Annotated in this window: 13 protein-coding genes; all 13 read left to right on the top strand. The window is 58.6% G+C overall.

Translation table 11 applies throughout. From position 1 onward, the window contains the following. The first annotated feature begins 2 nt into the window (after nucleotides 1-2). Nucleotides 3-530 carry a single-stranded DNA-binding protein gene (gene ssb / locus KZO34_RS17725; RefSeq protein ID WP_219478269.1) on the top strand — a complete coding sequence of 176 codons (528 nt, stop codon included), beginning with the start codon at nucleotides 3-5 and terminating at the stop codon, nucleotides 528-530. A gap of 213 nt (nucleotides 531-743) precedes the next feature. Further along, nucleotides 744-1,676 (top strand): type IV pilus biogenesis protein PilM, encoded by a 933-nt coding sequence (locus KZO34_RS17720; protein ID WP_219478267.1) that lies wholly within the window; start codon nucleotides 744-746, stop codon nucleotides 1,674-1,676. Beyond that, nucleotides 1,673-2,278, top strand: coding sequence for a PilN domain-containing protein (locus KZO34_RS17715; RefSeq protein WP_219478265.1), 606 nt, complete (start codon nucleotides 1,673-1,675; stop codon nucleotides 2,276-2,278). The genes KZO34_RS17720 and KZO34_RS17715 overlap by 4 nt, the downstream gene beginning before the upstream one ends. After that, the gene (locus tag KZO34_RS17710) at nucleotides 2,278-2,970 is read left to right on the top strand and encodes an MSHA biogenesis protein MshJ (RefSeq protein WP_219478263.1); all 693 of its coding nucleotides are present in this window, start codon (nucleotides 2,278-2,280) and stop codon (nucleotides 2,968-2,970) included. The genes KZO34_RS17715 and KZO34_RS17710 overlap by 1 nt, the downstream gene beginning before the upstream one ends. Nucleotide 2,971: 1 nt before the next feature. Further along, nucleotides 2,972-3,319 carry a hypothetical protein gene (locus KZO34_RS17705; protein ID WP_308318840.1) on the top strand — a complete coding sequence of 116 codons (348 nt, stop codon included), beginning with the start codon at nucleotides 2,972-2,974 and terminating at the stop codon, nucleotides 3,317-3,319. After that, on the top strand, nucleotides 3,316-5,043 hold the full coding sequence (gene mshL / locus KZO34_RS17700) for a pilus (MSHA type) biogenesis protein MshL (RefSeq protein WP_219478261.1): 1,728 nt from the start codon (nucleotides 3,316-3,318) through the stop codon (nucleotides 5,041-5,043). Before KZO34_RS17705 ends, mshL begins: the two co-directional genes overlap by 4 nt. Before the next feature lies 1 nt (nucleotide 5,044). Beyond that, entirely contained in the window at nucleotides 5,045-5,884 is an 840-nt protein-coding gene (locus KZO34_RS17695; protein WP_219478259.1) for an ExeA family protein, read from the top strand. Continuing rightward, on the top strand, nucleotides 5,881-7,008 hold the full coding sequence (locus KZO34_RS17690) for a tetratricopeptide repeat protein (RefSeq protein ID WP_219478258.1): 1,128 nt from the start codon (nucleotides 5,881-5,883) through the stop codon (nucleotides 7,006-7,008). The genes KZO34_RS17695 and KZO34_RS17690 overlap by 4 nt, the downstream gene beginning before the upstream one ends. Before the next feature lie 2 nt (nucleotides 7,009-7,010). After that, nucleotides 7,011-8,777, top strand: coding sequence for a GspE/PulE family protein (locus KZO34_RS17685; protein ID WP_219478256.1), 1,767 nt, complete (start codon nucleotides 7,011-7,013; stop codon nucleotides 8,775-8,777). Beyond that, nucleotides 8,777-10,006 carry a type II secretion system F family protein gene (locus KZO34_RS17680; protein WP_219478255.1) on the top strand — a complete coding sequence of 410 codons (1,230 nt, stop codon included), beginning with the start codon at nucleotides 8,777-8,779 and terminating at the stop codon, nucleotides 10,004-10,006. The genes KZO34_RS17685 and KZO34_RS17680 overlap by 1 nt, the downstream gene beginning before the upstream one ends. A 72-nt stretch (nucleotides 10,007-10,078) precedes the next feature. After that, nucleotides 10,079-10,588, top strand: coding sequence for a hypothetical protein (locus KZO34_RS17675; protein WP_257900513.1), 510 nt, complete (start codon nucleotides 10,079-10,081; stop codon nucleotides 10,586-10,588). A 37-nt stretch (nucleotides 10,589-10,625) separates the two neighbouring features. Further along, nucleotides 10,626-11,132, top strand: a complete 507-nt coding sequence (locus KZO34_RS17670; RefSeq protein ID WP_308318839.1) for a prepilin-type N-terminal cleavage/methylation domain-containing protein — start codon at nucleotides 10,626-10,628, stop codon at nucleotides 11,130-11,132. 34 nt (nucleotides 11,133-11,166) lie between these two features. Continuing rightward, nucleotides 11,167-11,640: a prepilin-type N-terminal cleavage/methylation domain-containing protein gene (locus tag KZO34_RS18820; RefSeq protein ID WP_219478250.1), complete on the top strand. Its 474-nt coding sequence runs from the start codon at nucleotides 11,167-11,169 to the stop codon at nucleotides 11,638-11,640. The last annotated feature ends 56 nt before the right edge of the window (nucleotides 11,641-11,696 follow it).

The following is an 11,696-nucleotide window of genomic DNA, read 5'->3' as shown; positions in this document are numbered from 1 at the left end:
ACATGGCACGAGGCGTGAACAAAGTCATACTCATCGGGAACCTGGGGCAGGATCCGGATACCCGCTATACCCCCAACGGCAATGCCGTGGTCAACCTGAACCTCGCGACTGACGAGAGCTACAAGGATCGTCAGACCGGACAGCTGGTGCCTAAAACCGAATGGCATCGGATTGTCCTGTTCGGCAAGGTGGCCGAAGTGGCTGGCCAGTATCTGCGCAAAGGTTCGAAGGTCTACATCGAAGGCAAGCTACAGACCCGTAAGTGGCAGGGTCAGGATGGCCAGGACCGTTACACCACGGAAGTGGTTGTGGATATCAATGGCCAGATGCAGATGCTTGACAGCCGCGGCGAAGGTGGTGGCATGAATCAGGGCGCGCCAGCGGGCCGTCCACAGCAGTCGGGCTACAACGCGCCAGCGGCCCAGCAGAACAACAACCCTCCTCCGCAGCAGTCGGGTGGCTACAGTCAGCCTTCCCAGGGCAGCATGCCGGAGCCGGTTGATGATTTTGATGACGACATTCCATTCTAAGAAATACCCTGCATCCATAACTCAAAGGCCTCCGTAGAACGGAGGCCTTTTTGTTACAGCGTTGCAAAAAGACGTGAAATGAATCAAAAGCCATAGAGTTCGGTTCACCTTCTCATCTATTATGTAAGCCAATGTAAAAATTGCTGATTTTTTGGGCAAAATAATAAAGAATCTGGGCCGGCGAGTGGCCTTGGCTCTATCTGAAAGTACTCTATGACAAAACGTTCCATCGTTAACAAGATTACCGGCTTATTCAGTGGCTCCGGGCGGCATCGGCGCGTCTGTCTGGAAGTCCGTCCGGACGGTATAGCCTGGGCCGAGACAGCGGCAGGTTCTGCCTCGCCGGTGGGCTTCGTTGAATGCCGTCCGGCCCAACGTGCCCGGGCTCTGCAGGAACTGGTCAGTCAGCGTTCCTGGTCGGGAGCCCTAACGACTCTGGTGTTGCCGCTGGATCAGTATCAGGTTTTCCAGATGGAGCGTCCGGAGGGGATCGACGAGTCGGAGCTGGGTGATGCCCTGAAGTGGAAGCTCAAGGATTTCCTGGACTTCAGCCCGACGGATTCCGTGTCTGATGTCTTTCCCTTCCCAGAAGATGCCTCCCGGGGCCGCGGCGCACTTGTGAACGTGGTTGCGGCGCGCAAATCCCTCGTGAGTGAACTGGTTTCCCTGGTCGGTGCATCTGATCTCCAGCTGGATCGTATTGACATCGCAGAGCTGGCGTTACGCAACCTTGTGAGTGTTCTCGATGAGAACAAGCGGGGCGCAGCGCTGGTCCATCTTCGTGAAAACTATGGTCAGATGATTGTTTGCCGAGACGACACCCTTTATTTGTCGCGCCGTCTGGATGTTACCTCTGAGGATCTTAGAGATGTCGCGCGTCAGGAAAGTGCGGTCCAGTCGCTTGCCTTGGAAATGCAACGATCCCTGGATTACTACGAGAGTCAGCTGGGGCAGGTGCCACCGGCTGTGATACGTCTGGTCGCCAGGGACAATGCGTTGCCGCTGGCATCCATGGTGTCGTCCTATGTGGCTGCCGGTGTGGAAATGCTGGACTGGTCGATGCTGGGGCTGGATCAGCCCCTGGATAGCCGGTGTCTTCCTGCCTGGAGTGCCAACCTCTCCGCGACAATGGGAGAGCGCTCGTGAATCAACAGGTCAACCTGTATGTCCAGGAACTGAGGCCCCGTAAAGAGAAACTGCAAGCCGGTATGTTACTGGGCCTTGTCGCGGTTCTGGTGATGGGGCTCATTGTTACCGGTACGGTTGTGCATTATCAGAACAATCGACTTGAGAATCAGGTTCATGTCCTTGAGTTGCAGAACATGAGCGTGGAACAGGATATTGTCCGGTTGTCCGAGGCGGTCAGTGCGAGGCAACCCGCTCCGGAAGTTCGAGAAGCGCTTGAACGTGTCACAGACACCCTTATGCGTCGACAGCGCTTGCTGGAACGGGTGGAGAGTCTGGTGCTGGATGACGGTGGTCGCTTCTCGCCCCAGATGGCGGCTCTGGCCCGCCAGATTCCGGAGGATGTCTGGTTGACCGGGATCCGGTTGAACGGCCTGCAGGCAAAGGTGACGATCGAGGGCCGCGCCCGTTCGAGCGCCCTGGTTCCGGCCTATCTTGAAAACCTGGGAGAAGAGCCGGCGTTTTCCGGCAAGACCTTCGGCGCGTTCCGGCTTTCGCGGCCGGAAACTGGACGCTGGATCGAGTTCCACGTGGCGACGGAACGCTCCGGGGAGGTCAACTGATGGCGAGGCCATGGCGGGAGTCTTTGCAGAATGGGGCGCAGTGGTTTAACGAGCGGCCCATACGCGAGCGCGTTCTCATTACGCTTACGGCGTTGACGTTGCTGGCCTTTGTCGGGTGGGAGCTGGGCGTGGCGCCGGGTATGGCGAAACAGGACGTGCTTGAATCCCGACTCAGTGTGCTTGATTCCACCCGGGATAACCTGTTGACGCAAAAGAAAAACCTGAAATACCAGATGGCAACGGATCCGTCGCAGGAGCTGCGAAATCAGCTGGAGTCGCGGCAAGAGCGGTTGGCAAGGCTTGATAGGAAAATTGCTGATACGACCGGCCAGTTGATTGCCCCGAAAGCCATGGTGTCTGTACTGAAGGATATGCTGTCGGCTCAGGAATCACTGGACCTCCAGACTCTTGAGCTCAAAACGCCGGCACCTGTCTTTGCACCCGAACCTGATGCCTCTGCGCAACAGTCGAATAATCGGGAGCAGGGCAGTCCACTGTTGTATGCCCACGATGTCGAGTTGACTGTGCGGGGCAGCTATCTGGAAGTGCTGGCCTACCTCGAGCGTCTGGAAGCCCTGGATGAACGCCTGGGGTGGGTGGTCCTTGAATACGATTCGGAAAGCTGGCCGGCCGGAGCAGCGATTATCCGTGTGAGAACACTAAGTCTTGAGCCAGCCTGGCTGGGAGTATGACGTGACCCGATTGAAAGGATTAAGGCACATTCGTGTTGTGCCAATGTTTGTCGGCTGTTGGTTGGCATTTGCCGGTCAGGCACTTGCGCTTCAGGATCCAACGCGGCCGCCGGGATTTGGCGAGGCGCCGACGCAAGCGCTGCCGATGACCGACCTTGCCCTGCAATCCATCCTGGTGGGTGCGGAGCGACGGCTGGCGGTTATCAATGGAGAGCCCCGTGCGGAGGGGCAGGCCTTTGATGGCGTCCGGGTGCGCCAGATCCATCGCGACCGTGTCGAGGTGTCGGACCAGGGGCGCATTCGAACCCTGTATCTGGACGAGTTACCCCAGGTGCGCAGAACCCAATGACCAAAAAACAGGCCACCATGATTAAAACGAACTCACTGGCGGTGCTGTTGATAGCCGCCACGCTGACGGCATGCAGTAACAACCCGCTGATGCGCACGTCCAATGCGACGTCCACCGATGTTGCGGATGATATTGATAAGTCGTTGGCACAGGCGGAGCAGCAAGCTGAGAAACAGCAGGAGTCCCGGGAACCTGCTGCGACTTTACCGGCGGACGTCAGTGCCGCATTGCTGCCGCCGTTATCCCGTGGTGAGGATCTGGATGAGCGCTTTGACGTGAATGCCAGCGATATTCCCGCCGGCAGTTTCTTCGAATCTCTTGTGGCGGGAACCCGCTACAATGTGGTGGTTCACCCGGATGTGACAACCGTTGTCGATCTTCGTCTGCGGGATGTGACGGTTCCGGAAGTGATGGATATTTCAGCGGATCTCTATGGCCTTGATATCCAGCGCACTGGCCGGCTGTTCAAGGTCAATGCGGATCGGATACAGACCCGGATGTTTCCGATTGACTATTTGCACTTCAAGCGCAAGGGCGGGTCGGAAACCCGCGTCAGTTCCGGTCAGGTGACCAGCACCCAAAGCAATGACCGCTCCTCGAACGGTAGCGGCGATAACCGGAGCTCCGAGAGCCGAAACCTGGTCGGTACGACCATTTCCACGGAAACCGAGTCGAACTTCTGGTCCGATATCCGTCAGGCCCTGACGCTGATCGTCGGCAATGGCAGTAACCAGCAGGTCATTGTGAACCCGGGCGCCGGGTTGGTGATGGTTCGTGCCGGCAGCGAAGACCTGAGACTGGTGGAGGAGTACCTGCGCCGAACCGAGCTGATCATGCAACGCCAGGTCGTTCTGGAAGCAAAGATCCTGGAAATCATCCTCAACGAAGGCTATCAGCAGGGGATTAACTGGTCCGATCTGCAAAGCGCCTCTGGGATCACCGCCTCTGACGGTCTGCCGGAGGATTTCACCGCCCAGTCGCTGGCAGGGCAGGTCATCAGCACCTCCGATATCGGTGGTCTGTTCTCGGCAAGTGTTCGGGCCGGGGATTTTACCGCGCTTATCGAATTGCTTGGTGAGCAGGGGAATGTGCAGATTCTCTCGAGTCCCCGTATCTCGACGGTCAACAACCAGAAGGCCGTGATCAAGGTCGGTACCGATGAGTTCTTCGTCACGGACATCGATTTTGACGATGACAACTCAACCCTGACTGGCTCCGACAGTACGTCCACCTCTGTTGAGCTTACGCCGTTCTTTTCCGGGATCTCGCTTGATGTCACCCCGCAGATTTCCGAGACCGGCAGCATTACATTGCACGTGCACCCATCGGTCAGCGAGGTCAATGACCAGGACAAGGTCATTACCATCGGCGAGCGCGATGTCACCCTACCCCTGGCAATCAGCACGGTTCGGGAAACCGACAGCGTCATCCGCGCCGAAAGTGGCCAGATCGTGGTGATCGGCGGGTTGATTCAGAATACCAGTGAAGACACAAACGCAGCCGTGCCGTTCTTCAGTGACATTCCGTTGGTTGGTGAACTGTTCAAGCAGCGCAGGTTCCAGTCCCGCAAAAGTGAATTAGTGATTCTGCTACGCCCGGTGGTTGCCGCGCCGGCACGGATGAATGCGGACATCGCCGCAAGCCGAGAGCGCATGAATGTGCTGCGGGAACTGCTGCAATCCTCCCAGTCTGTTACCCCGGAACCGGAGAAAGCCCGTCGCTAGCATGTACGAATCCCATTTCGGACTGCAGGAAGCACCGTTCGCATTGACGCCAAATACCCGTTTCTTCTTGCGGGCGCCCAGCCATAGTGATGCGCTGGAGCTGCTGCTGGTTGCGCTGAGTGAACGCGAAGGCTTCATCAAGATTACGGGGGAAGTGGGCACAGGCAAGACCTTGTTGTGCCGGCTGTTGCTCAATGAGTTGGAGCGGAAAGCCCATACCGCGTATATCCCGAATCCGCACCTGACCCCGGAAACGCTCTACGAAGCCGTGGCCGAGGAGCTGGGTGTGGATGTTTCTGTCTGCGCCAATACCCATCAGATTCTCAAGGCTCTCAATGAGAAGTTGATTGGCCTGGCGATGGACCAGAACCAGGTGGTTCTGGTAATCGATGAAGCCCAGGCAATGCCGGAAGAGACCATTGAAGCGCTGCGCCTGCTGACCAACCTAGAAACGGAAAGCGTGCGGCTGCTGCAGATTGTTCTGTTCGGTCAGCCAGAACTGGACGTGCTGCTGCAGAAAGACAGCCTACGACAGCTGCGGCAACGCATTACCTTCCATTACCGGTTGACGCCTCTGGATCGCAACTCTGTGGCTCAGTACTTGCGGCATCGAGTCGCCCAGGCGGGGTACAACGGTGGCGATCTCTTCTCTTCCGGCGCCTTGCGCCTGATTGCCCGCTCTTCCGGCGGCATCCCGCGCCTGGTCAATATTCTTGCCCACAAAGCCATGCTGGCGGCCTGGGGCGTTGGTGACCGGCAAGTCGGTCGTCGCCATGTGACCCAGGCTATCCGCGATACCGAAAGCGTCCGGGCTCCCGGTTTACTGGCGAGGTGGCTATGAGCCTGCTTAACGATGCCCTGCGCGCGGCTGAACAGCGCCAGAATCGGCCGGACGTGGCAGCAGCGTACACCGGCCAGTCTGCGGCACCCCGGAAGCAGCCGCGCTGGCTGGTGCCGGTATCGGCCGGGCTCACAGCGGTCGTGATTGCCGGTGTCATACACGGAGTGCTGTTCCGCAACACAGCCATTGAGCCCGCCGTAATTGAGCCTACCCGGGTGCCCCCGGCGGACAGAGTGCCTGAGCCGACGCGGCAAGATACTCCTGAGCCGCTGGCCCAGACCGAACCACCGGTGTCGAAGCCCGCTGCCGACGATACTCGCGTCATGTCGAACGTCGAAAATGTGGTCGCCCGGAACGAACAGTCGCCAGTGCCGGACGAGCCTGCCAGGGTGGCGAAGACGGCCAATGTCGAACCACCGGAAAAATTGAAAGCCGAGAAGCCGGAGGCGCCTGATCCGACTGGTCGGGAAACTGAGCAGACGGCTAGGATCTCGACAGTGGATGCTCCCGCGCCCGGGCCCACCACAAACGCGACTGTGAAACGGGTCCGCGAGACGCCGGAGGCCGTGGACCTGAGAGTCAGTCGGGCATTGTCGGAACTCCTGAGTGTTGGCGATTCCTGGGCGGCGGAGCAACGTTTGGCAGAGGTAGCCTCCCGTCAGTCCGCCCCGGTGAGTCGCGAAGTCTTTGCCCGGGCGATGCTGGTTCAGGACATGCCCGAGCGGGCTTTGCCCTGGGTGTCCGGTGCCGAGGCGCAGGGCTTCCCGGCACTGCGCTTACTGGAAGCCCGGGCGTTGCTGGCGCTGGGCAGGCTTGAGGCGGCGTTGGCTGCGCTGTTGGAGGATGTGCCGTCAGTTCGGGAGTTCACGGAATACCGGGTCACGCTGGCTACACTGCTGCAGCAATCCGGCCAGAGCGTTGAAGCGGCCCGGCACTGGTCGGCACTGATCTCGGTGGATGACAGTCGGCCGGCCTGGTGGGTTGGTCTGGCGATCGCCCTGGAGTCCCGGGGCGAGCTGGGGGGGGCTGTGAAAGCCTATTCTCAGGCGGCACAGCTGCCGGGATTGTCGCCTTCGCTGGCGGACTATGTCCGTGATCGATTGAACACACTGCAGGCAGGATAGAAATGACGGAGCCCAAGAAAAAAATCCGTATTGGTGACCTGCTGGTTCAGAGCGATGTGATCACTGAGCAGCAGCTGATGACCGCCCTGCGGGAGCAGAAAAATACCGGCCGGAAGCTGGGGCGTACCCTGATTGATCTGGGGTACGTGGATGAGGATAACCTCCTCAATATCCTCTCCCGCCAGCTCGAGGTGCCCTTCGTCCAACTGAGGCATTACCAGTTCAACAATGACCTGGTGAAAAAACTGCCGGAGGCCATGGCCCGTCGGTTCCGCAGTATTGTGCTGGCGGAGCAGGGCGGAGAGCTGCTGGTGGGCATGGCCGATCCGCTGGACATCTTTGCCTACGACGAGCTGGTTCGTATTCTCAAGCAGCCGGTCCGGCAGGCCGTGGTTCGCGAAAGCGAATTGCTGAACACGATTGATCTGGTATACCGACGCACCGAGGAAATCGCCTCACTGGCCGAGGAGCTGGAAGACGAACTGGGCGACGACGCCTTTGATCTGGCGAACCTGTCCGCTGAGTCGGAGAGTGCCGAGGCGCCGGTCGTAAAGCTGCTGCAGACCCTGTTCGAGGATGCCGTTCAGGCCCGAAGCTCCGATATTCATATCGAACCTGATGAGACCGTCGTGCGCATCCGTCAGCGGGTCGACGGCGTACTCCAGGAGCAGGTGATGAAAGAGAAGCGTGTGAACGCAGCTCTGGTCCTGCGCCTGAAACTGATGGCGGGCCTCAATATCTCCGAGAAACGGCTGCCTCAGGATGGCCGGTTTAACGTCCGGGTGAAAGGTCGCAGCATCGACGTTCGGGTTTCCACCATGCCGGTTCAGTACGGCGAATCGGTGGTTATGCGTCTTCTGGATCAGAGTCAGGGCATGCTGAACCTGGATGGCACCGGGATGCCACCAGAGCTGCTGGAGCGGTTCCGTCGAATGATCCGGAAACCGCATGGCATGATCCTGGTGACCGGTCCCACGGGCAGCGGTAAGACGACCACCCTTTACGGGGCCTTGAGCGAGCTGAACCGGCCGGAGCTGAAGATCATTACCGCAGAAGATCCGGTCGAGTACCGCCTGCCCAGGATTACCCAGGTTCAGGTGAACCCGAAGATCGGATTGGAGTTTGCCGGTGTCCTGCGGTCCGCGCTGCGTCAGGATCCGGACGTGATACTGGTGGGTGAAATGCGTGACAGGGAAACGGTAGAAATTGGTCTTCGGGCCGCCATGACCGGCCACCTCGTATTGTCGACGCTGCACACCAATGATTCGATCAGCAGCGCCATGCGACTGATCGATATGGGCGCGCAACCATTCCTGGTGGCCAGTTCGTTGCTTGGCGTGGTTGCCCAGCGTCTGGTCCGACGCGTGTGCGACAACTGTTCCGGGCCCTATCGGCCAACGGATCAGGAGCAGATCTGGCTGGACAGCTTTGACCTGGATCCGCTCGATCGTGAAGCCGGTTTCGTGCAGGGGCGCGGCTGTTACCAGTGCAGCAACACCGGCTACAAAGGCCGGGTCGGTGTGTACGAGCTGCTCGAGATGAATGAAAAGATGCTTGATGCTCTGCGCCGGCAGGACGTTTCCGCGTTTACCCGGGCTGCGCGCCAGGGTGATCTGTATCGTCCCCTGGGGCGATGCGCCATGGATTACGCATTGCAGGGAGTGACCACCCTGGACGAGGTGGCGCGTGTTGCCGCGACGTCTGAGGGCGAGTTTTCTGAAAGTGTTGAGATTCCCATGCCCGATGAGCCCGTTGGGGGAGGCCTCTGATGCAGTTCAGCTACCGGGGAAAGGATGATCGCGGCATTGTTCAGCAGGGCTCACTGGTCGCAGCGAGTGCTGACGCGGCGGCTTCCGAATTGATGCGCCGGGGCATCACGCCGCTCACCATCCATGAGCAGCAGGAGCGTGCTTCGTTGGGCGAACGCCTGAACAGCGTGGCGCTGTTTCGCAAAAAGGTCACGCTGGACGAACTGATTGTCTTCTGCCGGCAGATGCACGCGCTGACCAAGGCAGGTATTCCCCTTATCCGAACCATGCGTGGACTGGCGGAAACCACCCGTTCCCCGGTGCTGGCAGAGGTTCTTTCAGACGTAACCTCCAGGCTGGAAGGCGGGACTACCATGGCGGCCGCCATGCAGGCCCATCCCGGGGTATTCTCGGAGCTGTTCGTTGCGATGATTCATGTCGGTGAAAACACCGGCATGCTGGATGACGCGTTCAAGCGTCTGTCGGAGGTGCTGGAACTGGAGCGGGACACCAGGCGTCGATTGAAGCAGGCCATGCGCTACCCGACATTCGTGGTGGTGGCCTTGTTGGCCGCGCTGATGGTGGTGAACTTTCTGGTCATTCCGAAGTTCGCGGCGGTCTTCAGCAAGCTGGGCGCCGATTTGCCGTTTCTGACGCAGGTGCTGGTTGGAACCTCTAATTTCTTGCTGGGCTACTGGTACATTCTGTTGTTCGCCGTCGCGTCAGGCGGTCTTCTGCTCCGTCAATGGAAACAGACGGAGCAAGGGCGATTGACCTGGGACCGGTACAAGCTGCGAGTACCGATCATCGGGCCGTTGCTGGAGCTGATTACCCTGAGTCGTTTTTCCCGAAACTTTGCCACCATGCTGGCGGCAGGTATGCCGGTTACCCATGCATTGACGGTGGTGGCCGACGCCACTGACAATGCGTGGATTTCCAGTCATATCAAGGAAATGCGGGTAGGTATCGAGCGGGGTGAAAGCCTGCTTCGGACCGCTCGCCAGAGCCAGCTGTTCACGCCACTGATCTTGCAGATGATCGCGGTGGGCGAAGAGACTGGCTCGGTGGATGACATGCTCAATAACGTGGCGGATTTCTACGATGAGGATGTGGATTACGGGCTGAAGCGTCTGGCGGAATCGATCGAACCCATCCTCATTGTGGCGATGGGCATTCTGGTCCTGATTCTTGCGCTCGGCGTATTCCTGCCGATCTGGGATCTGGGAGCCGCCGCCATGGGGCGGGGTTGAGTGCAGGGGCACGAACTGTCAGACGCAGACAGCCTCGCGCTCGCCCGAACGTTTCGGTTCGCGGTAGCAGTCATGGTCATAGCATCACTGGTGTGGTTTCTGCTCGATGTATTTGAGCGGGAGACCCGGAAGGCCGAGGAGCAGGCCGCCAATATGGTGATCAACCAATTGCGGTCGGCGCTGGTCATCAAGGGCGCCGAGGTGATGTTAAGTCGGCAGGGGCGGTTGGACGATCAGGAAGGTATGAATCCTTTCGATCTTGTGGACCATCAGTGGCCAAACTATGCAGGGCCATGCCAGAGGCCAGAGTCGGATCCGGGAACCTGGTGTTTCTGGCGGGGAGAAGAGGCGGGAAAGGCTGCCGGCCCGGACGGGTGGCTTATTTATACCCCGAAGCAGCCGATAACCCTATACGGGCGGAATGCTCTGGGCGGCGAGCCTCTGGCCTGGACGGTGACAACAGATTTTGCAGACCGCAACAAAAACGGAGAGCGGGAGCATCAGGAGCGATCAACTGGCCTCAAACTGGCGCCAGTGTTGCTAACAGAAAAATCAGTGCGTGCGCAGGATGCGGGACACTGACAGGACGGACACAACAAAACGGGAACGAGGCTGATCTATGAGGCAGTACGAAAAGCTGAGACAACAGCAGGGCTTTACCCTGATTGAACTGGTCGTGGTGATTGCCATTCTGGCTATCCTCGCCGCCTTTGCATTACCTCGATTCGCCCAGCTTTCTGAGCAGGCGCATCAGTCCAGTATCCAGGCGACGGCGGGGGCTTTGGCGGCCGGCGTCGCACTCACGAAAACGCAGTGGGTCTCGAATGGTTTGACTGTTGCAGCGGCGAACGTGCAGGGGTTTGGAAACGATAACGTTGATGTGAGTGCCGATGGCTGGCCGACAGCCACCGATGACACAACAGATCCTGCCATGACCGTAGATCGCTGCCAGCAGGTCTGGGTGGGGGTTCTGCAATCCAATGCACCCACGATTACCGGCGGCTCACCGGACTATGCCGTCACCGCACCAAGTGGGAATTGTCTGTTCACTTATCAGCTGGATGGACAGGGCAGCACGATCGGCTATGACGCCGACACTGGCGACATCACAACAACCATCAACTAAGAATCGGACTCAATCGATCAACTGGAGTAGTACCATGACTATGAACAACGCAATTGCAGCAAGAAAGGAAAAAGGTTTCACCCTCATTGAACTGGTGATGGTGATTGTGATTCTGGGTATTTTGGCGGCGTTTGCTTTGCCGCGGTTTGCCGATCTGGGCAGTGATGCTCGTTCCGCGACGCTCGAAGGCGCGGTTGGAGCGACGAAATCGGCTGCCGCGATTGCTCACTCATCTTGGTTAGCTGATGGTAGCTCTCCTGGAACAGTCGATCTTGAGGGTGCGGCGAGCGTTCCGATGAGCACCGAGGGCTATCCTACTGCTACCACCGCAGGAATTGGTGAAGCAGCTCAAATCAATGATGACTTTACTGTTACGCCTCCCGGCACACCTGATGGAACTGCGGTGGTTACTGTTACGGGGTTTACAGCTAACCCGGCAAACGAATGTCAGTTCACTTACGATCAAACGGATGGAAGCGTTTCTCTACTTGAAACTGGCGGCTGCTGATCTGAGATAAGTCTAGCTTCACTCTGAGGGGTAATGAATAACTGGATAAGGCGCGA

Source organism: Marinobacter sp. F4206 (assembly GCF_019392195.1).
Lineage (GTDB): Bacteria > Pseudomonadota > Gammaproteobacteria > Pseudomonadales > Oleiphilaceae > Marinobacter.
This window is presented reverse-complemented; position numbering and strand designations above follow the sequence as displayed.